At 62.4% G+C, this 26,147-nt stretch carries 22 protein-coding genes and 3 pseudogenes; 16 read left to right on the forward strand and 9 right to left on the reverse strand.

Going from position 1 to position 26,147, the window contains the following annotated elements; translation table 11 throughout:
• The first annotated feature begins 14 nt into the window (after positions 1–14).
• Complete coding sequence (locus tag ACSQ3D_RS23865) at positions 15–2,372, forward strand: heavy metal translocating P-type ATPase (protein WP_056419605.1); 2,358 nt, start codon at positions 15–17, stop codon at positions 2,370–2,372.
• Between the two features lie 30 nt (positions 2,373–2,402).
• Here the strand turns inward: ACSQ3D_RS23865 and ACSQ3D_RS23870 are convergent, their stop codons facing one another.
• Positions 2,403–2,795 carry a Spy/CpxP family protein refolding chaperone gene (locus tag ACSQ3D_RS23870; RefSeq protein WP_015012932.1) on the reverse strand — a complete coding sequence of 131 codons (393 nt, stop codon included), beginning with the start codon at positions 2,793–2,795 and terminating at the stop codon, positions 2,403–2,405.
• 30 nt (positions 2,796–2,825) lie between these two features.
• On the reverse strand, positions 2,826–3,065 hold the full coding sequence (locus ACSQ3D_RS23875; protein WP_148279919.1) for a hypothetical protein: 240 nt from the start codon (positions 3,063–3,065) through the stop codon (positions 2,826–2,828).
• Here ACSQ3D_RS23875 and ACSQ3D_RS23880 point away from each other — a divergent pair, their 5' ends adjacent.
• A complete protein-coding gene (locus tag ACSQ3D_RS23880) occupies positions 3,066–3,725 on the forward strand; it encodes a Crp/Fnr family transcriptional regulator (RefSeq protein WP_015012933.1) in 660 nt (219 codons plus the stop codon). It abuts the gene before it with no gap.
• Between the two features lie 63 nt (positions 3,726–3,788).
• Here ACSQ3D_RS23880 and ACSQ3D_RS23885 read toward each other — a convergent pair.
• Positions 3,789–4,421, reverse strand: a pseudogene (locus ACSQ3D_RS23885) (histidine kinase dimerization/phospho-acceptor domain-containing protein); the annotation flags it as partial.
• 166 nt (positions 4,422–4,587) lie between these two features.
• Here ACSQ3D_RS23885 and ACSQ3D_RS23890 point away from each other — a divergent pair.
• A pseudogene (locus ACSQ3D_RS23890) lies at positions 4,588–5,025 on the forward strand (DDE-type integrase/transposase/recombinase); the annotation flags it as partial.
• 280 nt (positions 5,026–5,305) lie between these two features.
• Here ACSQ3D_RS23890 and ACSQ3D_RS23895 read toward each other — a convergent pair.
• Both ACSQ3D_RS23895 and ACSQ3D_RS23900 read right to left on the reverse strand, forming a co-directional pair.
• Positions 5,306–5,920 (reverse strand): cation transporter, encoded by a 615-nt coding sequence (locus tag ACSQ3D_RS23895; RefSeq protein WP_015012936.1) that lies wholly within the window; start codon positions 5,918–5,920, stop codon positions 5,306–5,308.
• A gap of 70 nt (positions 5,921–5,990) precedes the next feature.
• On the reverse strand, positions 5,991–8,132 hold the full coding sequence (locus ACSQ3D_RS23900; RefSeq protein ID WP_051022651.1) for a protein-disulfide reductase DsbD family protein: 2,142 nt from the start codon (positions 8,130–8,132) through the stop codon (positions 5,991–5,993).
• A 213-nt stretch (positions 8,133–8,345) separates the two neighbouring features.
• On the opposite strand from ACSQ3D_RS23900, the gene ACSQ3D_RS23905 reads away from it, so the two are divergent.
• Together ACSQ3D_RS23905 and nadE are read left to right on the forward strand one after the other, a co-directional pair.
• Positions 8,346–9,581, forward strand: a complete 1,236-nt coding sequence (locus tag ACSQ3D_RS23905) for a sterol desaturase family protein (RefSeq protein WP_056419595.1) — start codon at positions 8,346–8,348, stop codon at positions 9,579–9,581.
• A 12-nt stretch (positions 9,582–9,593) separates the two neighbouring features.
• Positions 9,594–10,427, forward strand: coding sequence for an ammonia-dependent NAD(+) synthetase (gene nadE, locus ACSQ3D_RS23910; RefSeq protein WP_015012939.1), 834 nt, complete (start codon positions 9,594–9,596; stop codon positions 10,425–10,427).
• Positions 10,428–10,430: 3 nt separating this feature from the next.
• On the opposite strand, the gene cadR is transcribed toward nadE, so the two are convergent.
• Entirely contained in the window at positions 10,431–10,829 is a 399-nt protein-coding gene (cadR, locus tag ACSQ3D_RS23915; RefSeq protein ID WP_015012940.1) for a Cd(II)/Pb(II)-responsive transcriptional regulator, read from the reverse strand.
• 95 nt (positions 10,830–10,924) lie between these two features.
• Between cadR and ACSQ3D_RS23920 the strand changes: the two genes are divergently transcribed.
• The 11 genes and pseudogenes from ACSQ3D_RS23920 (at position 10,925) to ACSQ3D_RS23970 (ending at position 24,453) form a co-directional block, all read left to right on the forward strand.
• A complete protein-coding gene (locus ACSQ3D_RS23920) occupies positions 10,925–13,849 on the forward strand; it encodes a heavy metal translocating P-type ATPase (protein WP_015012941.1) in 2,925 nt (974 codons plus the stop codon).
• A 5-nt stretch (positions 13,850–13,854) separates the two neighbouring features.
• Complete coding sequence (locus ACSQ3D_RS23925) at positions 13,855–14,478, forward strand: phosphatase PAP2 family protein (RefSeq protein ID WP_015012942.1); 624 nt, start codon at positions 13,855–13,857, stop codon at positions 14,476–14,478.
• Between the two features lie 157 nt (positions 14,479–14,635).
• Entirely contained in the window at positions 14,636–15,133 is a 498-nt protein-coding gene (gene lspA / locus ACSQ3D_RS23930; RefSeq protein WP_015012943.1) for a signal peptidase II, read from the forward strand.
• Between the two features lie 126 nt (positions 15,134–15,259).
• A complete protein-coding gene (locus tag ACSQ3D_RS23935) occupies positions 15,260–15,688 on the forward strand; it encodes a TlpA disulfide reductase family protein (RefSeq protein ID WP_015012944.1) in 429 nt (142 codons plus the stop codon).
• Between the two features lie 145 nt (positions 15,689–15,833).
• A pseudogene (locus ACSQ3D_RS23940) lies at positions 15,834–15,950 on the forward strand (copper-transporting ATPase); the annotation flags it as partial.
• 69 nt (positions 15,951–16,019) lie between these two features.
• Entirely contained in the window at positions 16,020–16,475 is a 456-nt protein-coding gene (locus ACSQ3D_RS23945) for a hypothetical protein (RefSeq protein WP_056419907.1), read from the forward strand.
• Positions 16,476–16,550: 75 nt separating this feature from the next.
• Entirely contained in the window at positions 16,551–17,876 is a 1,326-nt protein-coding gene (locus tag ACSQ3D_RS23950) for a TolC family protein (RefSeq protein WP_056419592.1), read from the forward strand.
• Positions 17,877–17,888: 12 nt separating this feature from the next.
• Entirely contained in the window at positions 17,889–19,406 is a 1,518-nt protein-coding gene (locus ACSQ3D_RS23955; RefSeq protein ID WP_056419591.1) for an efflux RND transporter periplasmic adaptor subunit, read from the forward strand.
• Positions 19,403–22,549 (forward strand): efflux RND transporter permease subunit, encoded by a 3,147-nt coding sequence (locus ACSQ3D_RS23960; protein ID WP_436128532.1) that lies wholly within the window; start codon positions 19,403–19,405, stop codon positions 22,547–22,549. The genes ACSQ3D_RS23955 and ACSQ3D_RS23960 overlap by 4 nt, the downstream gene beginning before the upstream one ends.
• Before the next feature lie 140 nt (positions 22,550–22,689).
• Positions 22,690–23,502 (forward strand): alpha/beta fold hydrolase, encoded by an 813-nt coding sequence (locus ACSQ3D_RS23965; protein WP_056419582.1) that lies wholly within the window; start codon positions 22,690–22,692, stop codon positions 23,500–23,502.
• Positions 23,503–23,523: 21 nt separating this feature from the next.
• The gene (locus ACSQ3D_RS23970) at positions 23,524–24,453 is read left to right on the forward strand and encodes a sensor domain-containing diguanylate cyclase (RefSeq protein ID WP_056419579.1); all 930 of its coding nucleotides are present in this window, start codon (positions 23,524–23,526) and stop codon (positions 24,451–24,453) included.
• Positions 24,454–24,528: 75 nt separating this feature from the next.
• On the opposite strand, the gene ACSQ3D_RS23975 is transcribed toward ACSQ3D_RS23970, so the two are convergent.
• From ACSQ3D_RS23975 to ACSQ3D_RS23985, 3 genes are all read right to left on the reverse strand, one after another.
• Positions 24,529–25,032 (reverse strand): hypothetical protein, encoded by a 504-nt coding sequence (locus tag ACSQ3D_RS23975; RefSeq protein ID WP_015012969.1) that lies wholly within the window; start codon positions 25,030–25,032, stop codon positions 24,529–24,531.
• 18 nt (positions 25,033–25,050) lie between these two features.
• Complete coding sequence (locus ACSQ3D_RS23980) at positions 25,051–25,374, reverse strand: heavy-metal-associated domain-containing protein (protein WP_082493245.1); 324 nt, start codon at positions 25,372–25,374, stop codon at positions 25,051–25,053.
• Between the two features lie 233 nt (positions 25,375–25,607).
• Positions 25,608–26,060: a PaaI family thioesterase gene (locus ACSQ3D_RS23985; RefSeq protein WP_056419573.1), complete on the reverse strand. Its 453-nt coding sequence runs from the start codon at positions 26,058–26,060 to the stop codon at positions 25,608–25,610.
• Positions 26,061–26,147 lie beyond the last annotated feature (87 nt).

Below are 26,147 nucleotides of genomic sequence, written 5' to 3' on the forward strand. Positions count from 1 at the left end.
CAGGAACTACCACCATGGCTACAGCAGCGCCACACGATCATGCTCACCACAAGCATCCTCCTCATGAAGGTCACAAACCTCCATCCTCCACGGCGTTGAAAGACCCCGTCTGCGGTATGGCGGTGACTGCCCAGTCCCAATACACCGCGCTCCACGAGGGCCACAACTACTACTTTTGCAGCGCGAAGTGCCAGGGGCGCTTTGTCGAGGCACCGCAGAAGTACGTACCGGGCGCTGATGGCACGTCTGGGGCCGAGCCTGAAGCAGCTCAGCCCGGCACCATCTACACCTGCCCCATGCACCCAGAGGTGCAGCAGGGCCATCCCGGAAACTGTCCAAAATGCGGCATGTCGCTGGAGCCCATGCTGCCCACGCTGGAGGAGGGAGAAAACGCCGAACTCGTGGATTTCCGGCATCGTTTCTGGTGGACGCTGCCACTGACCGTGGTGGTCACCGTACTGGCCATGGTGGGACACCGGCTGCAGTGGTTCGAGATGGCCACACAGAGCTGGATTGAGCTCGTGCTGACGGTTCCGATCGTGCTGTGGGCTGGCTGGCCCTTCTTTGTGCGCGGCGCTCAGTCCATTGCCAACCGTAGTCCCAACATGTGGACGCTGATCAGCTTGGGCACGGGCGCCGCATTTGTCTACAGCGTGGTAGCCACCGTGGCGCCCGGCGTGTTTCCTGCCTCGTTCCAGGCCATGGGGCGTGTGGCGGTGTACTTTGAGGCCGCCGCTGTCATCATCTCGCTCACGCTGCTGGGCCAGATGCTGGAGCTCAAAGCACGCTCGCAGACCTCGGCTGCCATCAAGTCGCTGCTAGGCCTGGCGCCCAAGACCGCGCGGCGCATCGATGCCAGCGGCCAGGAGAGTGATGTCCCGTTGTCCCATGTCCATGTGGGAGACCTCTTGCGCGTACGTCCCGGTGAGAAGGTGCCGGTGGATGGCGTGGTGGTCGAGGGGAGCAGCGCGGTGGACGAAGCCATGCTCACTGGCGAGCCTGTGCCCATCGTCAAAGGACCTGGGGACGCTGTCATCGGTGCCACGCTCAATACCAACGGGGCACTGGTGATCCGGTCCGAGCGGGTGGGCTCGGCGACCATGCTGTCGCAGATCGTTCAAATGGTGGCCCAGGCGCAGCGCTCACGGGCCCCCATGCAGCGCATGGCGGACCAGGTGGCGGGGTACTTTGTCATGGCCGTGGTGGGCATCGCGTTGCTCACGCTGTTCGCGTGGGGCCTGTTCGGCCCGGAGCCACGTTGGGTCTATGGCCTGGTCAACGCCGTGGCCGTGCTGATCATCGCGTGTCCTTGTGCGTTGGGCCTCGCGACTCCTATGTCGATCATGGTGGCTACTGGTCGGGGGGCGACCAGCGGCGTGCTGTTCAGGGACGCGGCAGCCATTGAAAACCTGCGCAAGGTGGACACGCTGATCGTGGACAAGACCGGCACGCTCACAGAGGGCAAACCATCCTTCGAGCGGGTTGTTGCCATGCCCGGTCTGTCCGAGGATGAGGTTCTGCGCCTGGCAGCCAGTCTGGATCAAGGCAGCGAGCATCCGCTGGCCGATGCCATTGTCCAAGCGGCCCGCGCCAAGGGGCTGGCCCTGGACAAGCCCGAGGACTTTGAGTCCGGGTCTGGCATCGGGGTGCGCGGACAGGTCGCTGGACGCCAGCTCGCCCTGGGCAACACAGTCCTCATGGAGCAGGTCGGGGTTTCTGCGAACCCGCTGCTTGCGCAGGCAGAGGCCTTGCGCGCCACAGGCGCCAGCGTGATGTACCTGGCGGCCGATGGCCAGCTTCAAGGCCTGCTTGCGGTCTCGGATGCCATCAAGGCCAGCACGCCGGAAGCGCTGGCGACCTTGCATGCGGCGGGGCTGCGCATTGTCATGGCCACGGGCGACGGCATGACCACCGCCAAGGCGGTGGGGGCAAAGCTGGGGATTGATGAGGTTCATGGCGAGGTCAAGCCTGCGGACAAGCTGGCCCTGGTGTCCCGGCTGCAGGCCGAAGGCCGTGTTGTTGCCATGGCGGGTGACGGGATCAACGACGCGCCCGCCCTTGCCAAGGCAGATGTGGGGATCGCGATGGGCACGGGTACCGATGTGGCGATGAACAGCGCCCAAGTCACCTTGGTAAAGGGGGACCTGCGAGGTATCTCCATAGCCCGTGAGCTGTCTGAAGCGACGGTAGGCAACATGAAACAGAACCTGATGTTTGCCTTCCTCTACAACGCGCTGGGCATACCGATTGCCGCTGGGTTGCTGTATCCCTTCACCGGCTGGCTGCTGTCGCCGATGATCGCAGCCTTGGCAATGAGCCTGAGTTCGGCGTCAGTGATCGCGAACGCCTTGCGGTTGCGTACCGGTCGATGACGGAAACACCAGGCCTGCTGGGCAGCAGCATCAATTTGCCCTGTGTTTTGGAATAGCGCTGGCAGGCGCTACATAGCCGCGCAGTTCTTGATAGCGCGCTACTTGCATTGGCGTGAGGATTGCGACCGTCCGCAGGTGGTAGTTCAGATGCGAAGCGCGAAGCGAAGCTTGCGCGAGCGCAGCGCGTTCAACTGCCTGAGTCACGCTGGCTTCGCTGGGCGGCCCTGACCTGAAGAGGCGATCCAATTCCCTTTCGGTCTCAATTGCGTCCTTGCCGAATCGTTGAGCGTCGGCCTTCATCTGCTCTGTAAGCGCCGTCGCTTCTCGCTCTTGGTCTTTCGTTAGACGCAACTTTTCGCCCAGCTCCACAACGTGGGCGGGGCCGGGGAAGCCATTGAGTTCGGCTGCAAGTGCGAGCGACATGCCTCGTCCAACTTGAAAGTCTTCGATTTGCTACGGAGAAAGTGCTTTGATTTCGCGCTGTTTATAGCCAGCGTATTGCGAGGGTGCGGTGTGCGGAGCGAGCTGAGCAGGTTGGTTTGGATCAGGATGCTTGTGGGACTGGGCTGCGACAACGGAGGCAGTGCCAGCCAGAAGGAAATAGGCGAGTAGCGTTTTCATATGGGATCTGAAGGGAGTTGGTGCCCAAAAATCTTCGTTCGATTTTTGCCAGATGAATATGATTGCAGTCATATGGAAACTTCATCACCTGAAGATGCAGAGGACTGCATCGCGCCTTCGGACAGAGCGTTTGGTGTCACGCCCTCGCTGCGTTGTCTTGCTTCGGGGCAGATGCTTTTTCGCGAGGGCGCTGCAAGTGCGGGCGTCTTTCGCCTGCGGTCCGGCTGTGTGCGCCTAATTCGCACCACCCTCACTGGCGGTCAAGCCACGATGCACACAGTGCGGCAAGGCGAGTTCTTTGCCGAAGCTTCACTTTTCTCAGCCATATACCACTGCGACGCGGTAGCACTGGAATCCTCGGAGGTACTGGTTTTTCGCAAGCAGGCATTGGTCGACCAACTGCGCAAGTCGCCCGAGCTGTTGTGGACATTCACGGCCGAGTTGGCACGGCGCGTTCAAGGACTTCGGACCAGGCTGGAGATAAAGCAGACGCGCTCAGCCGAGGAGCGGATTCTGCAATTCATAGGACTTCACTGTGACGCGTCCGGTTTTTGGACTCAACAAGGAACGCTGAAGCATCTTTCCGAAGACATCGGTCTTACTCACGAAGCGCTTTACCGGGCACTTGCTCGCCTGCAGCGACAGGGGGCCATCTTGCGCTTAAAAAATGGGTTGAAGATATGCCAACCGGGGGTGCTGGCCCCCAGCGCCGAACGTCGGCGGTGTTCATGACGTGGATCGACAGGACGTATTCGCCTCGGTGGACCGTCTTTTCCACCGGACTGCCCGGGTCACTGTGCCGAACAGCGTTGGACAGCAGATTGCCCATGGCACGACGGAACATCAGTCTGTCACCATCGAGTTCGCCGTCACCCGACAAGGTCAGGCGAACTCCCTTCTCTTCTGCCCCCGCGTCAAAGAACTCCATCAGAGCTTGGACCTCTAGTGCCATGGCAAATCGCTCGCGCCCCGGAAGCACCATGCCGCGTTCGGCGTTGGCCAGGAACAACATGTCCGACACCATGCGGGCCATGCGCTACAGCTCTTCGGCGTTCGATGCCAGGATGTTGCGGTAGGTCGGCGCATCACGTTTGGCAGACAGCGCCAGCTGGGTTTGCGTCAGCAGGTTGCTGATCGGCTTGCGCAGTTCGTGGCCAGGTCTGACGAGAACTCCGACAGCCGGTGACAGTCGTCTTGCAATCGGTCCAGCATGCCGTGGAGCTCGCCCGCCAGATCGGCCATCTCGACCGGCACCGCCTGAACCGGCATGCGCTCGCTGAACTGATGCCCGGACACGGCAACCGCCTTGGCCTTCATTGCTCGCAGCGGCGCCAGGCCTTGGTGTGCCGCCAGCCAGCCCAGAACACCGCTCATGGCAACGGCGATCAAGGCGTACCAGAGCAAGGTGCTGCGCAACTCAACCAGAAAGTGTCATGGTGCAGCGGGACGCTTGGAGGTCATGAGCCGCATCGCGGCCCCATGCTGGGCGGTATGGTGACGGCGCCGCTGTTGTCCTTGTTCGTGATTCCTGCGGCCTATGTGCTGATGAGAAAGCCGAGAAAACGCGGCCGGCTGAACACCGAGGCCTCGTGAGGCTGGCAGGGTTCCCCCTTGGCGAGTGAGCAGTTCAATGCGCACGGACTTCGTGCTCGATGCGCTGGAACAGCTGTGTACGCCCGGCAACCGGAGTGCGACGGGAGCCTGGTCTGTCACTCCGATAGGGGATCTCAGTACCTCAGCATTCTCTACACAGAGCGGCTGGCCGAAGCCGGCATCGAGCCATCTGTGGGCAGCAAGGGCGACAGACAGCTACGACAACGACTTGCCCGAGACCGTCGACGGACTCTACAAGGCCGAGCTGATTCAACGCCGAGCGCCGTGGCGGACCAAGGAGGCTGTGAAGCTTGCAACTCTGGAATGGGTGTCATGGTTCAACCACCATCGCCTGCTCGAACCCATCGGGTACCTCCCGCCCGTTGAGGCCAACTCCTATCGACAACTTGCCAAACAGGACACTGCTGTGGTGACCTGACTTAAACCAAACAAGGACGTCCTCAACCGGCTGCCCACCCACAAGGCCAGCCGGATTGAAGAGTTGCTGCCGCATTGCTGGCAGCCCGCCGACACCATCTGATCAAAACCATACCCGCCGTCGGTAGTCAACATGGGTTCACCGCGCCCTTACGGCTGACCAGCCGATCGCTAGCCCACAGCACCTCAGATTTGTAGATTTCTGAAGGGCGGACGCGCGTTAGTATGTGGCCTCCAAGGAGCTCGCATATCCGGCGGCGTAGTGCCCATAAAAGCCGAAGTCATTCCGGAAGGGCTTCTGATGCTTCCCGCAGTATTTCGCGCCCCCCATTTGCTGCAATTGCAGCTACGACAACGCCCAGCAACAGGTCCGGGATATTCGATCCCAGCCACATGACCAGCGCCCCGGACAGCACAATGGAGCCGTTGACGATGGAGTCGTTGTTCGTGAAGATCGCCGACGCCTTGAAGTTAACGTCTTCACCGCGATGACGGCGCAGCAACCTCAAACACACCAGGTTCAAAGCCGCGTTCGCCGCAGCTATCGCCATCATCGCTGGACCCACCGGCTCCTCGCCCCCCGAGAAGCGGCGCAGAACCTCCACCAATAGCAGCACGGCTAGGCCAATAAGCAAGTAGCCGGACAAACGCGCTGCGCGTACCTTGACCATGGCCGCCCGCCCGACGGCGTACAAGCTGACGGCGTAGACCGATGCGTCGGCGAGGTTGTCCAGTCCGGCGCCCATCAGCGCAGTGGAGGCAGCCCATATGCCAAGGCCGATGCCAGCGGCGGACTGTCCCAGGTTGATCAGCAACACGGTCCGCAAGATTTTGCGGTCAGCTGCGTTGCTCGCGTCCAACCCACCGAGTTCGTCGTCTTCGTCGTGTTCAGCCATGCTTGTCCCTTAGAGTCCACACATCTTGAAGCCTACAGTGGCTGGAGGGTCAAGCACCTGCATCACATAGCTACTGCGACGCCTGCGGGCCTTTCGGCGAAGGCGCCAAGGTCGAAGCTGAGAGCGCCGCGCGCAGTTCGGACGCGCTCAATATTTCGGAAAGAACTCGCGCAGGAGCGTTGCTGGTGTAGAGCACGTACAAAGGTACGCCACTGCGCCCGAGTTTCCCCAGTGCGGCGGTAATCGCCGGGTCGCGCAGCGTCCAGTCGGCACGCAACAGGGCAACGTCCCTGGCTGCGAAGTCCGCCAGCACCACCGGGTTCTGCAACACCGTCTTTTTGTTGTACTGGCATGTGACGCACCATGCCGCGGTGAAGTCGACAAACACTGGACGGCCGCTCGCAAGCAATTGCTCCACCAGGCCCGGCGCCCAAGCCTGCCAAGTACCATCGTTCACCGCCACAGTCTTCTGCGACTGCACTGTGCCAATCTGGCCTGCGAGCAGCCAGGCGGATCCAGCCGCACACGCGACTGCAATCAGACTGACGATCACGCGCGTGCGGCCCGTCAAGCCCAGGCTCCATGCCAGCATGCTGGTGGCAACCAAGACCACCAGCAAGGCGCTGACCGCATCGATGCCGCTTTGCTGCCCTAACACCCACAACAGCCACACCACCGCTGCGAACATCGGGTAGGCCATCAGTTTGCGAAAGGTCACCATCCACTCATCTGGACGCGGTAGCAGCCGCGCAAAGGCCGGGACCCAGCTCGCGACCAGGTACGGCAGCGCCATGCCGGCGCCCAGCGCCGCGAAGATCAAGAGGGCTCGGACGGCGGGGAGCCCTACCGCGAACCCCAGCGCGGCCCCCATGAAAGGTGCCGTGCAGGGCGACGCCACCACCACCCCCAGAACGCCGGACAGAAAGGAGTTCAACACCGGATGGCTGCTCTGTAGGGAAGCCAAGCGGGTGGGGATGAGCTGGCGGACCTCGAACACGCCCGTCAGGTTCAGGCCGATCAGCGTGAACAACACGGCCAGCGCGGCGACCACTCCAGGCATCTGCAACTGGAACCCCCAACCGAGCTGCTGCCCGGCGCCGCGCAGCGCGACGACGAGCAGTCCCAGCGCCGCGAACGACGCGACCACCCCGGCGGAGTACGCCGCCCCGTCGAGGCGCCGTGCCCGCTGGTCGCTGGCATGCTGGGCGAAGCCGACCACCTTGATCGCCAGCACCGGGAAGACGCAAGGCATCAGGTTCAGGATCAGCCCGCCGAGCAAAGCGCCCAGCAAGGCAGCCGTGAACGTCAACCCGGCGCCCGATTCCGCCGCCGCCGCAGTCACATTCTTGCGAAGCGCTTCTTGTAGGGCCGGTGACACAGCGACCGGCGCGGCAGTCGCAGGCCATGAGCCTTGCACGCGTGCGTCAATGCTCCATCCTTCATTGCCCTGTGTCAGCACAATCGGCATCACATCGGGACTCTGACTTCGCTGGGGCGAGAGCGGGACCTGCGCGGTCCAGACCTGGCCGTCCCATGCTTGGCTCCAATGCGCGGAAGTCTCGATGACCTCCGTTGTTTCCGGAAAAAACTCCACCGGCTTGCCGCGAAGGCTCGCAGGCAGCCCGCTGACTCGAAGCCGCAAGGCATTCCCATCGATCGTGGCAGTTGCCTGACCCATGAGCGGCTTCGGCTGTGCCGCGAAGCTTGCCTGGAAGACGCCGCCGTGCAAAGCCGTAGCGCTCTTGGCGGAAACCGCAAGCGAGAATTCGCCCTCCTCGGGAATGCATAACTCGCGGCACACCAGCCATTGCGCCTTGAGTTTGACCTCCAGCGTCCCGCCGAGGGCCGAAGGCTTGAATTCCGGCGTGATGGTCAGAGGTACCGGTAGCAGCACCGTGTTCTCATAGCCGAAGTTGATTAGCGTGCCGATCGAATACTTGCCGGGCGTCGGCCATGCGATCTCTCCCGCCAGCACTCCGGCGGGCAGCTTCCATTCGAGCTTGGTGGGGAGCCCGGAGTCACCGGAATTTTTCCAATACGAGTGCCACTTCGGCTGATGCGCGAGCTGCAGGCCCACCCAGACCGGCTTACCCGGCTCCAAGCCCTCGGGCGCATGGGCCAGAAGTTCCGCGCGCGTCCGCTCGGTCACGACCACGCTCTTGCCGCCGAGCTGCGCCGATGCCGCGCCGCCCCACAACAGAAACAGCAGCATGAGAAGGCGGGCGGCGACGGAAGTAGATGGCGTGAACATGGAACGGCAATGCATTTGCGGCGCGCGCGATGCACGCCATCGGACGCGACTATAGGTGCATTCCGTGGGCGGATTGCCAGCAGCCTCGACCTGTCGGGGGGCTCTAATCAGGCTCGCTTGACTCTACCGTAACTAGAGGGTTTCCAATCCCAACCAGATTTCGCGAGGAATAAGATGAGTACAAAAAAATCCCCCTTCCTGGGAGCTGTCATCCGGTATGGCAGCTACCCGCTGGTCCTTGGCGCAACCGCCGTGGTGCTCTTCGGTGGGCTCGCGGCCGGCTGGCCTTATTTCCCCACGGTGCCGCTCACGGTGGCCGCCGCACTCGCTTCTGTCGCCCTGTTGGAGCGGCGACTGCCCTTTCATGAGGCCTGGGCCCGCGACCACCGGGACAGCATCTGCGACGCGATCCACGCAGTGATCAACCTCGTCGTACTCCTCACCGTCCACGGCGTTATTGCTGCCCTGGCGCCCCTGTGGTCGGCCGGGACATTGTGGCCAGATCAGTGGCCGCTTTGGGCGCAGGCCCTCGCAGTTGGCGCGGTCCTCGATCTCAGCCTCTACAGCGTCCATTGGCTAAGTCATCGCGTGGCCTGGCTCTGGCGGTTCCACGCGATCCACCACAGCTCGGAACGTCTTTACTGGCTCAACGGAGAGCGCCGGCACCCTTTGCATGCCGGAATGATGGCCGCGCCCGGCTTGCTTGCCGTGGTGCTGATGGGAGCGCCAGCATTGGCCGTCGGAGCATGGCTCGGCCTGCTGGCCGTGCACTTGGCCTTCCAGCACTCCAACATGGACTACCGGGTCGGGCCGCTGCGCTTTGTGATCGGCGCCGCTGAAGTCCACCGTTGGCATCACAAGCGCGAGTACGAGGACGCCCAGGTCAACTACGGCGAGTTCTGGATGCTCTGGGACCACCTGTTCGGTACCTTTCGACTGCCCAAGCACAATCTGGGCGCCACTGAAGTGGGTCTGAAGGAGACTAACTTTCCGATGGACTACGGCCCGCAGCTGGGCTACCCCTTCCGCAGCCCGCCAGCGTCGACGGACGCTTTAGCCGGCGACTACGGGCTCGCCCGTGCCGCGTTCCTGCGCGAGACGGGACTAGCTGCTTCTCGCGAGGTCACCGGCGATTTGCGCGGAGCATGGCGTGCGCAAGAGCTCGGCCATATCGTGTCTCAGTGCTACTTGGGCCTGCACCTGCGTAGTCACGCATCGATGCTCGGTCTGGCCTGGAGGACTCGCGACTATTCGGAGATCTTGGCCCAAGTCGTCCGTCTCGCGCTGGCTCCCGTGGGCCATGCGCTTGGCCGCACCCCGCCGCAGAACGTCGGCACCGGGCGCTTTGGCGTGATGGAGCACGGCACGTGGCCGTCGGAGCTGGACCCCGTTACTTTTCAGCGCCGATAACATCTCCTCTTCATGACGACAGAACAGAGCCGCATTGCCGCCGAGCTGGGTGTCGACCCGCACTTCGATGCATCAACGGAGGTAGCTAGGCGCACGAAGTTCCTCGTAGAGTACGCGCGAGCCGCGACGGCGGGATCGCTTGTGCTTAGGATCAGCGGCGGAGTGGATTCGAGCGTCGCCGGACGCCTCTGCCAACTCGCGGCAGAGCAGCTGCGCTCCTCGGGGATGCCCATCCGCTTCATCGCGATGCGGCTGCCGTATGGGGTGCAGGCCGACCAGGCTGACGCGCGGCGGGCGTTATCCTTCATCGATCCGGACGAGACACTGGAAGTAGACATAAAGCCGGCCGCCGACGCGATGCTCGCGCAGTTGCAAGCAGGCGGACTCAAGTTCAACGACCACTGGCAGGAAGACTTCGTGCTCGGCAACATCAAGGCGCGCCAGCGCATGATCGCGCAGTACGCAACCGCAGGCACAACGGGCGGGCTGGTGGTCGGGACGGACCATGCCGCCAAGGCGGTGATGGGTTTCTTCACCAAGTTCGGCGACGGCGCGTTCGATCTGAGTCCGCTGGGCGGCCTCACCAAGCGGCGCGTTCGCGCCCTCGCTTTGGCGCTGGGGGGCGACGAGCAGCTGGCGCACAAGGTCCCCACGGCCGATCTGGAAACCATGCGACCATTGCGCCCCGATGAGGCCGCGCTGGGTGTCAGCTACGACGCGATCGACGACTTCCTGGAAGGTAAGGAGGTGGACGTGCCAAGCGCCGAGGTGATCGTGCAGACGTACCGCCGCACGGCCCACAAGCGGGCGCTGCCTGTCGTCCCCGCTCCCCAGCGCGCCGCTTGAGCTTCAGGCGGGCTCACTCAAGCTGTTCAGAATACCGCATTCGCGCGCGGTGCGGGCGGAGTCGCACAAGCGCCGCAAATCGATCAACTCGCGCTCCAGCTCGCGCAATTCCTTGATCTTGACCCGCACTTGAGCGATATGGGAATCGACCAGGGAGTTCACCTCGCCGCAGTCCAGCTCAGGCCGATCCCGGAAGCTCAGCAGTTGCCGAATCTCAACCAGGGTCATGTCCTTGGCCCGGCAGCGCCGGATGAACAGCAGGCGCTGCAGGTGGGCATCGTCGTACAGCCTGAAATTTCCCTCGCTGCGCGCGGGATCGAGAAGCAATCCCTCGGACTCGTAAAAGCGCACAGTCTGCACCAGGCAGTCCGCCCTTTTGGCCAGTTCGCCGATCCGCAGCATGATTCTTCTCCGCAAAAGCTTGACTCTATATCAACTAGAGGTTGTCCAATGATGGCATGCGGGGAAAGCCCCTGCCAACGAAGAGTGAGCAATCTATGAACAAAGACCCGTCCAACTCGTGCGGCTGCACCGGCGGCAACAACGGCCAAGAGGCCAGCTGTGCCAAGGAGCAGGCCGGCAGCGAGAACACGGTTTTCCATGTGAGCAACATGGATTGCCGCAACGAAGAAGCACTGGTGCGGCGGACGCTGGAGGGCATGCCCGGCGTCGAGCGGCTGGACTTCGATCTTTCGCAGCGCAAGCTCACCGTTTCGCACAGCGTGGTAACGGCCGATGCCCTGGCGCAGGCGCTGAACGCGGTGGGTATGAAGGCGCTGGCCGTCCGGGATGCCCCGGTGCTGACCACCTACCGCATCGAGAACATGGACTGCCCGAGCGAGGAGAAACTCATTCGCTCGTACCTCGGCGCGGTCGAGGGAGTCCAGGACCTGGACTTTGATCTGGCCGAGCGCACCCTGTCAGTGAAGCACCTTGCCGAGGCGCGCGCGCAGATGGAGCAGGTGCTGGCCTCGATCGGCATGCGTGCCAAGGAGCAGACCGCAACCCCCGGGAGCCCGGTGGCAACTGCGGCACTGGTCGAATCCCCGGCGGCCCAACCCCCGCAGCCCCAGTCGCCCGCCCCGGTCTCCGCGATGCCGGCCGGAGAGCGCGTGACGTACCGGATCGAGAACATGGATTGCCCAACGGAGGAAGCGCTGATCCGCAACCGCCTGGGCAAGGAGCCAGGCGTCACTGCCTTGGACTTCAACCTGATGCAACGGGTGCTGGGCGTCCAGCACACCCTCCCTTCGACGACACCGATCGAGAAGGCGCTCGTTTCCATCGGCATGCGGGCCGAGCGGCAGGACCTGCAAACGGTCACCACACTGCTGCGCATTGCAAAAATGGATTGCCCGACTGAGGAAAGCCTGATCCGCGGCAAGCTTCAAGGCATGCCCGGCGTGCAGGGACTGGACTTCAACCTGATGCAGCGCACGCTCACCGTCCGGCACGCGCCCGACGCGCTCAAGCCGGCGGTCGAAGCCATCGAGTCGCTGGGCATGGAAACCGAGATGCAGAAAACCGATGAGCCGCGCGATCCGCAGGCGCCCGCGCAAAAGACCAACTGGTGGCCAATGGCGGTTTCCGGCATCGCAGCCGTGCTCGCCGAAGGCGTGTACTGGGTCAACGACGGCAACCACTGGGCTGTCATCGTGCTGGCCCTTGTCTCGATTTTCACCGGTGGCCTAAGCACCTACAAGAAGGGTTGGATAGCCCTTAAAAACCGCAACTTGAACATGAACGCGCTGATGTCCATCGCGGTCACAGGTGGTATGGCAATCGGCCACTGGCCCGAAGCGGCCATGGTCATGTTCCTCTTTGCGCTGGCCGAGGTGATCGAGGCGAAGTCGCTGGACCGCGCCCGCAATGCGATACGCGGGCTAATGGACCTGGCACCAGAGACCGCGACTATGCGGCAGACCGACGGCTCGTGGAAGGAATTGCCGGCCAAGGAAATCGCCAAGGGCTCGGTGGTCCGGGTGCGTCCGGGCGAGCGCATTGCACTGGACGGCCTTATCACCGCAGGCAGTTCGGCTATCAACCAGGCCCCCATCACTGGCGAGAGCCTTCCCGTTGAGAAGGCGGAAGGCGACCAGGTTTTCGCGGGCACCATCAACGAGACCGGCTCCTTTGAGTACAAGGTGACCGCTGGCGCAAGCGACTCGACGCTCGCGCGCATCATCCATGCGGTGGAGTCCGCGCAGGGAAGCCGCGCGCCCACGCAGCGCTTCGTCGATCAGTTCGCGCGGGTCTATACCCCGGCTGTATTCGTGGTGGCTGTGCTGGTCGCGGTCGTTCCGCCGCTTGCGTTCGGTGGCGCCTGGTTCGACTGGATCTACAAGGCGCTGGTGTTGCTGGTGATCGCGTGCCCCTGCGCCTTGGTCATCTCCACGCCCGTCACTATCGTCAGCGGCCTGGCCGCAGCCGCCAGGCGCGGCATCCTGATCAAGGGCGGCGTGTACCTGGAGGGAGGGCGCAAGCTCAAGTCTCTGGCCCTGGACAAGACCGGCACGCTCACCCACGGCAAGCCCGAGCAGACCGACTTCCTGCCCCTGGTCGGCGATGGGAAGGAAGTGGCCGCATGGGCTGCGAGCCTCGCTGCCCGCTCGGACCATCCGGTATCCGAAGCCATTGCCCGCAGGGCGAACCGGGACGGCGTCTTGCTGCACGAAGTCGACGACTTTGCGGCATTGCCCGGGCGCGGCGTGCGGGGCCGCATTGCCGGTCGGATGCTGCAGATGGGCAATCACCGGCTCGCGAAAGAGCTCGGCCTCAGCGAAGTCGCGTTGCAATCGCAGCTGGAAGCCCTTGAGCGCCAAGGCAAGACGGCCATCCTGCTGATGAACGAAACCACAGTGCTCGGCATCTTTGCCGTCGCCGACACGGTGAAAGAAACCAGCCGTGAAGCCGTGGCCGACCTGCAGGCGCTGGGCGTGCGCACGCTGATGCTCACAGGGGACAACCAGCACACGGCCGACGCCATCGCGGCCCAGGTTGGGATCTCCGAAGCCCGTGGCGACCAGCTGCCCGAAGAAAAACTCAAAACCATCGAGAGTCTCATCGGCGGTGAGGGCCAGGTCGGCATGGTGGGCGATGGTATCAACGACTCGCCGGCCCTTGCGCGTTCCGATATTGGTTTCGCTATGGGCGCGGCTGGCACCGACACCGCTATCGAGACGGCCGACGTCGCGCTGATGGACGACGACCTGCGCAAGATTCCGACGTTCATCCGCTTGTCGCGCATGACCGCCTCGATCCTGACGCAGAACATCGTGTTGGCGTTGGGGATCAAGGCGGTTTTCCTCGCACTTACGTTCACTGGGCATGCCACCATGTGGATGGCAGTGTTCGCAGACATGGGGGCCAGCATGCTCGTCGTCTTCAATGGCTTGCGCCTGCTCAAGCTCAAGACGGCCTGACCGACATGCAAGCGCCGCACACCGCGACGCAGTGGACGAGACACTGGCTCTATGACTGGGGCGGCGCCAACGTGGACCTCTTCCTGGTCATCCAGCGCGCGCTGCCTGACGGCTGGATCTGGCTGCCCGAAACCCTAAGCGCGTTTGGCAGCTACTGGGGAGCGCCCGCCGTCGTGGTTCTGATGCTGGTTTGGCGGCGAAGGCAGGTCCGTGAACGGTCAACTCCGCTCGACGTACAGTTGTGCAGATTCGTGATTGGGTTGGTGTTTGCTTTCGCCGGCACAGCTGTTTTAAAGGCGATGTTCGCGCTGCCGCGTCCGTTCGTGGTCCTGGGAGATGCTGTCTACCGGGTCCACGCTGCGCCTGACAGCCGCTACACCATGCCCAGCGGCCACTCGGTCTATGTAGGGGTCCTGGCGGCAGCGCTTTGGCCAGCACTGGGCCGGGCGGGCAGGGTTGGCTTGCTGGTGTTCGCAGCCGCAGTAGGCTGGTCGCGCATCGTCTTGGGCGCGCATTTTCCGATGGACGTGATTACCGGCCTAGCACTGGGTGGGACATGCGTTGCGGCTGCGGGCGCATGGGTTCAACGCATCGCGCGAGGTGTGCCGATGGCAGGGCCGAGGTGGTGAATGTCGCTTTCAGGTCGTGCTGCGCAAATGCGGGCGGCCTGGACGGTTCGGACTTAACCTCCTTTTGGCTCTACCCGCGCCAGCAAAGAAACCATCAATTTCCTTTTCTCTTCCTGTCGACGCCGAGCGCGAAGTCTGCAAATCCGAGCGAAATCATATGAATCAGCCATCCGAACGAACGCAATGGTACGCACTCGCGGTCATTGTGTTTCTAGCCGATCAGTCAGCCAAGAGTTACATCGATGCGACTACCCCCTTGGGATGGTCGCATGAGGTCACGTCATTTTTTAACTTGGTCCATGTGCTCAATCCTGGTGCGGCGTTCAGCTTCCTCGCCGGCGCTGGTGGCTGGCAGCGATGGTTCTTCCTTGCGATTGCCCTCGCGGTCTCAGCCTGGCTGGTGCTGCAGCTGTACAGCCCATTGCGGAAACTGGAAGGCCTTTCATATAGCCTCATCCTGGGCGGTGCATTGGGCAACGCATTTGACCGGGCCGTGCGCGGTCAGGTCATTGACTACCTCGACTTTCACCTGCGCGGATGGCACTGGCCTGCCTTCAACATAGCCGACATGGTCATTGTTGGGGGAGCGATCACACTGGTGCTTGCGTCGCTTATGAGCGGGGACAGTCCTATCGCAGCGAAAGAGCCACGGTGAACCAGAGCGTCTTGGGAGTTCCAATCTGGTATGCCTTCGATCCCGTCCACCAAAACAGGTGCATAGATGAAACCTCTGCGACACGTCCTTGCCCTCGCCGCTATCTCATTGGCACTCACAGGTTGCATGAATTCCTCGACCGCCCCAGAAAGCACTTTCACGCTGCTGGATGGCTCGTCGCTGACCACTTCCGACCTCAAAGGAAAGGTGGCGCTGATCAACTTCTGGGCGACCAGTTGCACCACATGTGTGGCGGAGATGCCGATGCTGTCGGCCAGCCACGAAAAGTTCCGTGGCCGCGGCTACGAGACCATCGCGGTGGCCATGAGCTATGACCCCCCGGCCTACGTGGTCAACTTCGCCCAAACACGCAGGTTGCCATTCGCTGTAGCCATCGACAACACCGGCGTGGTGGCCAAGGCGTGGGGCGATGTCAATGTCACGCCTACAACGTTCCTCCTCAACAAACGAGGGGTGGTAGTGAAACGCTTTGTGGGCAAGCCGGACTTCGCTGAGCTCAATCTGCTTATCGACCGATTGCTCTCTGAAAGCTAAGCCAAGCCATTTTTTTCTTCATTCTTCATCATGATCAAAACGCTTGTTTTCTGCAGCTTTGCACTTCCCTTGACCCTTGGCATGCGTTCCACCTCGCGCGCCCAGGAAGAGTTTGCCCCGGGCAGACACTATGTGGAGGTTTCTAGCTGGGTTGCTGTATCCCTTCACCGGCTGGCTGCTTTCGCCGATGATCGCGGCCTTGGCAATGAGCCTGAGTTCGGCGTCCGTGATCGCCAATGCCCTGCGACTTCGCAAGGGCTGAGATGGCTCGGCAGGCCCGGATTTGATCTAGGTTAAGTCCGTGGCCATCGCTGGGGATACCATTCGCACCATGATCTTCGCCAGAAGCACCGTATCGCGCCAAGGACGCTGGATAGCCAGCGTTCTGATTGCGGCGTTGCTTCTGATGCAGTTCGCGTTGGCCGCCTATGCCTGTCCCAAGCTGGACTCTGCAGCCCATGCGGCATCGATGCAAAAAGCGGGCATGGCCATGGAAGATGCAGTGGGTATGCCCTCCATGCCTGATTGTCACGCGATGGCGGGCACCATGGACGAGCAGGACCCTCAGCTGTGCCGAGCCCACTGTGATGGCGACAGCTTGTCCTCCCCCTCGCTCCAAGGTCTCGATCTGCAGGCGCTCGCGGCGCACGCCATCTGGGTCGCCTACGTGCTGCCTGTGATCCTGGACTCCGAGCGCCACATTGACCCTCGGGCTGTCTACGCGGAGCTGGACATTCGAGCGGGCTCTCCCCCCATCTATCTAACCCATCAGGTCTTTCGGAATTGATCGTGCACGGCTTGCGCGCTGCCTTGCAGCGTTTGCGCAAGTCTGATTTCGTGCCCTTTCATTTCGAGGACCATCATGCCCATCACCTCCTTTGGCGCTCCCTGCGAGCGCCTGTCTGCGCACCAGCGCATTCATCCCATCTCTGAGCGCATCCAGGTGCGCAACCTCCACCATCTGCGCCTGGGCGCTCTCGGGGTCCTGTTGGCCAGCATTGGCTTGGCTGGCAACCAGGCACATGCACTGGGCTTTTCCGAAGCGTTGGACCTGGCCGAGCAGCACAGCCCTCGCATCACGGCCCAGCGGCTGCAGATTGACGCGGCCAGCAGTTCCCAGAAGTCGGCGGGAACCCTGCCGGACCCCAAGCTCTCAGTCGGGATCGAGAACTTTCCCGTCAGCGGCATGGACCGCTTCAGCCTCACGCGCGAGTCCATGACCATGCAGCGCCTGGCGCTGATGCAGGAGGTGCCCAACCGCGCCAAACGAGATGCCCAGATTGCCGGCGCCGAGGCCAAGGTGGAACGCGAACGCGCCGCCCTGGGCGTCCAGCGCCTGCAGATCCGCCAGGAGCTGAGCCAAGCGTGGATCATGGCCCAGGCTATCGAGCAACGTGATCAGGTACTCACCGGTCTACTGAGTGAGAACCAGCGCCTGCAGGACAGCCTGACTGCCCGCATCGCGGGGGGAACGGCCCAAGCGGGCGATCTCCTGATGGCCAGGCAGGAGGCGCTTGCGCTGTCGGACCGCAGGGACGATCTGCAGCGGGACCGGTCCAAGGCCAGGGCGATGCTGCGGCGCTGGGTTGGCGCTCGCGCCGACGAGGCGCTACAGGGAACTCCTGGGCCGCTGAGCCGCCCCTTGGACCAACTGCGGTCGGAGGTACACCGCCATGCCGAACTGGCTCAGTACCCCGCCATGCAGGCCATGGCCTTGGCGGAAACGCGCGAAGCCCAGGCAGAAACCAAGGGTGATTGGTCCTGGGAAGTCGCCTACAGCCGCCGCGACCGACGCTGGGGCGACATGGTGTCGTTCCAGGTGACCTTTGACCTTCCCTGGCAACAGGAGCGGCGCCAGGGACCCCAGATCAAGGCCAAGCAGCTGGAGCTGCAGCGCCTGGACGCCGAGCAGGAAGACGTGACCCGCAGGCACCTGCAGGAGCTGGAGGACAGCGCCTCAGAGCTGGTGTCACTTAACAGCCAGATCGAGCGGCTGCAGTCGGCTGGCATGGGCCTGGCACAGGGGCGTGCCGAACTCGCGCTGGCCAACTACCAGTCCGCCAAAGGCGACTTGAGCACCGTGCTGGCGGCTCGGGCCCAAGTGCGGGAGACGCACTGGCGGCTCATTGATCTGCAGGCACAGCGGGACACCGTGATTGCCCGTCTGAACAGCCTGATCGCGGACTGAAGGGAGAACCACATGACCAATACCGTTTTCAAGAAGACCACTGTGGCCGTGGCACTGGTGGCTGCTGGCATTGCCCTCGGTTGGGGCGTCTCCCAATGGCGCATTGCGAGCAGTCATCCATCTGGCGCTACCCCTCCATCGGCAGAAGCGGCGAAGGCCGACCGCAAGGTGCTGTACTGGTACGACCCCATGGTGCCAACGCAGAAGTTCGACAAGCCAGGCAAGTCGCCCTACATGGACATGGCGCTGGTTCCCAAGTACGCCGATGAGGACGCACAACAAAGCACCGGTTTGAATGTCTCGGCACAAGCGGTGCAAGCCCTCGGCCTGCGCACCGCCACGGTGGAGCAGCGCGACATTGGATCCGATGTGGACGTGCTGGGCACGGTCCAGCTCAATGACCGGGATGTGAGTATCGTCCAGGCGCGTTCTGCAGGATTTGTGGAGCGTGTCTATGCCCGGGCCCCGGGTGACGTGGTGGCCGCAGGCGCGCCATTGGCCGATTTACTGCTGCCTGAGTGGGTGGCTGCGCAGCGCGAGTTCCTCGCTGTCCGGGCGCTCAAGGAAGAGTCGCTGACGGCCGCTTCGCGTCATCGGTTGTCACTGCTGGGCATGCCTGCCTCGCTCGTGGCCCAGGTGGAGCGCACGGGCGAACCTCAGGGCCGCTACACGGTGACCTTCCCACAAGCAGGGATGGTGGCCGAACTGATGGTGCGCCAGGGCATGACGGTCTCTGCGGGGGCCAGCCTGGTGCGCGTGAACGGTCTGGCCAGCGTCTGGATCGAAGCGGCCGTTCCCGAAGCGCAAAGCGGTCCCTTGCAACTGGGGCAGGACGCCCAGGTGCGCCTGGCCGCGTTTCCGGGCGAAACCCTCAAAGCCCGTGTCGTGAGCATCCTCCCAGAGGCCAACCGGGACACCCGCACGGTGCGCGTGCGCCTGGAGCTTCCCAACCCCACCCAGCGCCTGAAGGCGGGCATGTCCGGGCAGATTGTCCTGGCGGGACGCACCCAACCGGCGCTGCTGGTACCCAGTGAAGCGGTGATCCGAACCGGTAAGCGGGCACTGGTTTACGTGGTGGACGGCCCCGGCAAGTACCACCCCGTCCAGGTACAACTTGGCGCGGAAATCGATGACCGACTCGTCATTCAAAGCGGACTCACCGCAGGGCAGCAGGTGGTCGCCTCGGCGCAGTTCCTGATCGACTCGGAAGCCAGCCTGCGAGGCATCATGCCCGCTCAACCTCCCGGCAGCAGCGCACAACCCATCGCTGAACAGGGTTCCTCGGCCTCTGCGGCTCCGGCGTCCAAGAGCTTTACGGTGCGAGGGGTGGTCGATGAGGTCACGCCAACCGAGCTGACCCTTACCCACGAGGCCGTGCCTGAACTGAAGTGGCCCGGCATGACCATGCCATTCAAGCTGGCAAACCCAGAGCTGGCCAAGGCCCTGAAACCGGAGCAGCAGGTCAAGTTCACCTTCCAGCAGCAAGGCAAGGACTTCGTGATCACTGCCGTGGAAAGGATCAAGCCATGATCGCACGTCTGATCCGCTGGTCGGTGGCGAACCGACTCCTGGTTCTGCTGGCGACCGTGATGCTCACGGCCTGGGGCGTGTGGGGCGTGCGCAGCACCCCCGTGGACGCGCTCCCCGATTTGTCGGATGTCCAGGTCATCATCCGCACCTCCTACCCCGGCCAGGCGCCGCAGATCGTGGAAAACCAGGTGACCTACCCGCTGGCCACCACCATGCTGTCCGTCCCGGGCGCCAAGACGGTGCGCGGCTTCTCGTTCTTTGGCGACTCGTTTGTCTACATCCTGTTCGAGGACGGCACGGACCTGTACTGGGCACGTTCCCGGGTGCTGGAGTACATGAACCAGGTGCAGGGGCGACTACCCGCCACGGCCAAATCGTCGCTCGGCCCCGACGCCACCGGGGTCGGCTGGATCTACCAATATGCGCTGGTGGACCGCACCGGCAAGAACGATCTCGCCCAGCTGCGGGCCCTGCAGGACTGGTTCCTGAAATTCGAACTCAAGAGCCTGACCAATGTCGCGGAAGTGGCGTCGGTGGGCGGCATGGTCAAGCAGTACCAGGTGGTGCTCGATCCGATCAAGCTCGCAGCCCAAGGGCTGACCCAGGGGCAGGTGCGTGATGCCATCCTGGGAGCGAACCAGGAAACGGGAGGGTCGGTGCTGGAGTTGTCCGGGGCCGAGTACATGGTGCGCGCCAGCGGCTACCTCAAGACGCTGGACGACTTCAGGGCCATCCCGCTGGTGTCGCGCGCCGGGATTCCCGTGCGCCTGGGCGATGTCGCAACGCTGCAGATCGGACCGGAGATGCGGCGCGGCATCGCCGAACTCGACGGCGAGGGGGAAGTGGCCGGTGGCGTGGTGGTCCTGCGCTCGGGCAAGAATGCCCAGGAAACCATCCAAGCCGTCAAGGCCAAGCTCAGCGAGCTGCAAAGCAGCCTGCCCCAGGGCGTGGAGATCGTCACAACCTACGACCGCAGTGCGCTCATTGAGCGGGCGATCCAGAACCTCACCACCAAACTCGTGGAGGAGTTCATCGTGGTGGCTGTGGTCTGTGTCTTGTTCCTCTGGCACCTGCGCTCGGCACTGGTCGCCATCATTTCTCTGCCGCTGGGGATCATGGCGGCGTTTCTGGTGATGCGCTACCAGGGCATCAACGCCAACATCATGTCTCTGGGTGGCATTGCGATCGCAGTGGGCGCCATGGTTGATGCGGCCGTGGTGATGATCGAGAACGCCCACAAGAAGCTGGAGGCCTGGCAGCACAAGCATCCCGACCGCCAACTGGTGGGGGAAGAGCGCTGGAAGGTAATCACCGAAGCCGCCGAGGAGGTAGGCCCCGCGCTGTTCTTCTCGCTGCTCATCATCACCTTGTCCTTCGTGCCCGTCTTTACGCTGGAAGCACAGGAAGGTCGCCTGTTTGGACCGCTGGCGTTCACTAAGACCTACGCGATGGCCGCAGCTGCGGCCCTCTCGGTCACGCTGATCCCGGTCCTGATGGGCTACTGGATCCGGGGCCGCATCCCAGATGAGCAAAAGAACCCGATCACGCGCGCGCTGATTGCCGTGTACCGGCCTTGCCTGGAATGGGTTCTGCACCGCCCCAAATCCACACTGGTCATCGCCGTGCTGGCGCTGACGACCACGATCTGGCCCCTCTCGCGGCTGGGGGGCGAGTTCCTGCCCAGGCTCGATGAAGGCGATCTGCTGTACATGCCTTCGGCGCTCCCGGGCCTGTCGGCACAGCGGGCGACGGAGCTTCTGCAACTGAGCAACCGGATGATCAAGACGGTTCCCGAGGTCGAGCGCGTCTTCGGCAAGGCTGGCCGCGCGGAGACCGCAACCGATCCGGCACCGCTGGAAATGTTCGAGACCACGGTGAAGCTCAAGCCCAGAGACCAATGGCGTCCAGGAATGACGCCCGAGGGTCTGATCGAGGAGCTGGACAAGGCCGTCAAGATTCCTGGCCTGTCCAACATCTGGATTCCACCCATCCGCAACCGGATTGACATGCTGGCCACCGGCATCAAGAGTCCCATCGGGGTCAAGGTGACCGGCAACGACCTGAAGGTGATCGACGGGATCGCTGCCCAAGTCGAGCAGGTCGCCAAGGGCATTCCGGGAGTGACTTCGTCGTTGGCAGAGCGCCTGACGGGGGGGCGCTACGTCGATGTCCGCATCGACCGCACGGCCGCAGGGCGCTACGGGCTGAACGTGTCCGAAATCCAGGCCGTGGTCTCCGGGGCCATCGGTGGTGAAAACGTGTCTGAAACGGTCGAGGGCTTGGCCCGCTTCCCGATCAACCTGCGCTATCCGCGTGAGTGGCGCGACTCCCCGGAACGCCTGGCCCAGTTGCCCATCTCCACGCCCATGGGGCAGCAGATCACGCTGGGCACGGTGGCCAGCATCTCCATCACCGATGGCCCCCCCATGCTCAAGAGCGAGAACGCCCGCCCATCGGGCTGGGTGTATGTCGATGTGCGGGGGCGCGATCTGGCATCGGTGGCCAATGACCTGCGCGATGCGGTGGGCCGCCAGATCAAGCTGGAGCCCGGGGTCAGCATCACGTACTCAGGCCAGTTCGAGTACCTGGAGCGGGCCAATGCCCGCCTTAAGGTAGTCGTGCCCGCCACCTTGCTGATCATCTTCGTGTTGTTGTACTTGACCTTCTCACGCATGGGGGAGGCAGGACTGATCATGGCGACACTGCCGTTCGCATTGACCGGGGGTATCTGGTTCCTGTACCTGATGAACTACAACTTGTCCATCGCAACGGGCGTTGGCTTCATTGCCCTGGCAGGGGTGGCAGCAGAGTTTGGGGTGGTCATGCTCATCTACCTCAAGCAGGCACTCGCAGAGAGATGTCCAGACGGCAAGCAGCCCACGCTGGAAGATCTGCTGGACGCGATCCGCGAAGGTGCCGTGCTGCGCGTCCGGCCCAAGGCCATGACCGTAGCCGTCATCCTGGCGGGCCTGGTACCCATCGTGTGGAGCAGCGGGACAGGCTCGGAGGTCATGAGCCGCATCGCGGCTCCCATGCTGGGCGGTATGGTGACCGCACCGCTGCTTTCTTTGTTCGTGATTCCTGCAGCCTATGTGCTGATGCGAAAGCCAAGGAGAGTGAAAACAGAGGCATCTGGAGGCTGAACGCTGCGTTGCGCAAGCTGGTGCTAGCGATAAACCAGTTGTTTCTCACTCCCAATCGCGCACGCTTGCATGCTATTTTGCGCACGGTGCAAGCGTCAGGCGTGCAAAATCTGCGGACTGACCGCCCGGAAAGAACAACAGTGGAAATTCGTAAGCGCAACAACGTGCATGTGATCGATGCAATTCGCCCGGACGTCCCCGTGCTCGTCTATGCGCACGGCTTTGGGTGTAGCCAGCATATGTGGCGACACATCACTCCGGCCTTTGAAGGTAAGTGCCACCAGGTCTTGTTCGACTACGTCGGCTGCGGCCAATCAGACTTGGCCGCCTTTGACCCCGTGAAGTACGCAAGTCTGAAAGGCTACGTGCAAGATCTGCTGGATGTATGCGACGCATTGGGCATCGAGCGCGGAGTGCATTTTGTTGGACATTCGGTCAGCGCCAGCATCGGCCTGCTGGCCTCCATCGAGCGACCTATGCTTTTTGATCGCCTGATTCTGGTCGGCCCGTCGCCTTGCTACATCAATCACGCTCCGGACTACCTTGGAGGGTTCGAGCGCCAGGATTTGGAGGGCCTATTGGACCTCATGGACCAGAACTTCATGGGCTGGTCCAGCTACCTCGCACCCATTGTGGCGGGAGCGCCGCAGGCAGACAGTCTGGGCGGAGAGCTGTCCGAGAGTTTCTGCTCAACCGATCCTACGATGGCTCGTATCTTTGCGCAGGCAACCTTCTTTGCGGATACCAGAGAGGAGCTGTCACGCGTGACCCGGCCGAGTCTGATCTTGCAGCATGGCAACGATGCGTTGGCGCCCCATTCGGTGGGGGAATACATGCACAAGAAGCTCAGGGACAGCACGCTGGAAGTGCTGGACGTGACCGGACACTGCGCCCACATGAGTCATCCGCACTTGGTGACGGCCGCCATGCAGCGATATCTCTCCTTAGCGTGAGCGAAACCGAGAGGGCGGAACATGCTGGCGGTTGATGACATCCCTTGCGCGATGATGATCACGGACCCGGTGGGGCACATCGTGCGGATGAACAGGGAGTTCCTTGTCCTGATCGGGGGCACGGAGGCGTTTTGGCTCGGCCACTCCATGGATGAACTGTTGACACCAGCTTCTCGAATTTTCAGCCAGACCCACCTGTTTCCCACGCTGCATCACGCCAAGAGTGCGCGCGAAGTATTCCTCCACCTGCGCGGTGTTGGCGGCGAGACTGTTCCTGTCATGGTCAATGCGGTCAGCAAGCGCCTGGAGACGGGCGACCACATCGTATGGGCCTTTTTTGTGGCCCGCGAACGCAGCCGTTTCGAAGGCGAGTTGATCAAGGCCCGTGCAGAGGCCCAGGGTCTTGCCCAGCGCTTGGCCGCCAGCAATGAACAGGTTGAATTGCAGAATCGCCAGCTTTCGGAACTGAGTCTCTCTGATCCGCTTACAGGTCTTAAAAACCGCCGTGCGCTGGAATTGACCGTGCAAGAGTGGCAACGGACGGCCTCTCGACAGAGTTCCGTGTCGTTGTTGATGGTGGACGTGGACTACTTCAAACGGATCAACGATGCGCATGGCCATCCCGAGGGCGACCGGGTGCTGGTGAACTTTGCTCGCCAGTTACAGGCAGGCGCCCGTGGTTCGGACCTGGTGGCGCGATACGGCGGGGAAGAATTCGTCCTCTGGTTACCTGATGCGGACGCAGAAGCCGCTGCCCGAATCGCGGAGCGGGTGCACAAATGCGCCAGACGGGTTCGCTCATTGGCGGGGCCAGTAACGGTCAGTGTCGGGCTGGCATGTGCAGTACACCAAACCGGAGCGGATTTCCTCGCCCGGCTGCTAAAACGCTCTGATGAAGCTGTTTACAGGGCAAAGGCGCTCGGGCGCAACTGCACAGTGGTTAGTGACTGAGTCACCCAGCCTCGCGCAGCTCACCAGCGTTTGGAATAGTGATAGCTTCCCCCGCAAAGAACGTTCGCGGTGAGACTACTTGGATGGCATGGCTGCTTGGCGGTCCACCATCATTTGCATCATCTGCTCCATCATGGCCATACGGCGCTCCATTTGAGCGTGCATGCCCATCATGCCTCCCATACCCGAGTTTCCGGAGGCTGCAGGCATGGCAGGTTTGGTCTGCGCCCCTTGCTGCATCATTCCCATCCCCATGCCACCAGAACTACCCGCGCCCATCGTGGCCATGCCTGACTGCATGAGCTTCATGTGCTCCTCCATCAGCGCTGAGCGTTCGGCGGGAGTCTTGGCCGCCTGCATTTTTTTGTGCATTTCCTGCATCGCCTTCATCTGACGATCAAAGGCGTCCGGTGCAGACGCGGCAGTGGCTGCCGGGGCAGACTGGGTTGTGACGCCGCCGCTCTGTGCATCTCCGGGGTGGTGGCCTGCGTGTTCGTCCTCAGGTTTTGGCGATTGCGCGACGGCACAGCCTGCCACGAATAGGGTTGTCAACAGCCCAGCGACGATGTTCAGACGCATGATGGTCTCCTTGGTAGTTCAACTGCAGCATGACGACGTCTGCCTTGCACCGTCTTGATCCACGTCAACAGGGGCTACGGGCCGAGACGCACAGCAGCAGCCACCGGTTGTTCGGCGAGATGCAGGACTCACCGCCGCGTCTGCTTTATATCCAGCACGCTCAATCGCTGAGCGGACAAGCTCCACGGTGCTTTCTCCGGCTTGCGCCGGGATGCGTACCTGACGTGTAGCTACGTCGATTTCTACTTCGACGCCCCCAGGCAGTTGGGCCTGAGCTATTGCACGACCAATGCGCTGGGCGCAAGTGCCGCACGTCATATCAGGAACATTGATATGGACCATGTGAGCCTCCTTTGGTTGATTCACGTTTTGACTATGAACCTTGCCACGGTGGGAAGGTCAAGGCCTCACGGAATTCAATCGGCATATAAGCTCGGAAAGCAGCAAACGAGCCCATTGCTGGTGGTGTCTCTACGAGTTAGAACGCTCGCGCCTTGGGTGAACGACCGTCGAAAATCTCCATCTCAGCCGAGGGGAAGGACACCTTTGGCGCCTTGCGCATTCCCGCCGCGTGCCTAGCGCGCAGGCGCCACCATAGCGGTGGCAATTGCCAAATGCTGGGCTGGCCCTGTACCTGCCTGAGAGAGAAAGCCCTCGGCGAACGAGAAGTTTTTAGCAGATCGAACCACATGCGCTTGGAATGCAAGCGACTCGTTGACAAGTGCAAGGGACAAAAATTTGACCGACAACTCCAGAGTGACGACGACCTTGGAATCGTAGTGACCCAAACCGGCAAGCACGAAGGCTGCATCAAAACCTGCGGCGATAACACCGCCATTGATTGCGGAGGTTCCTCCACCTCCCTGAAGGCCAGATTCGATTTTGGTGAAATTGATGATCGCCAAGCCTGGCTCTTTGAACGCCCCCCTAAACCCAAACCAAGCAATTTCTTTCCTGGCGTTGAATTGAGCCAATTGCTCTTCGCGCTGAGTGGAGACTAGGCGAAACGGGATGGTCGGACTATGCATGGGAAAGCAATGGTGCGTTTACCGTCCAAATGTACATTGAGGGCTCGTCCAAATGTACATTCAGGATGCGTCCAACCTTGCATCCAA

Source organism: Acidovorax sp. LjRoot117 (assembly GCF_964252695.1).
In the GTDB taxonomy this organism is placed as follows: Bacteria; Pseudomonadota; Gammaproteobacteria; order Burkholderiales; family Burkholderiaceae_C; genus Acidovorax.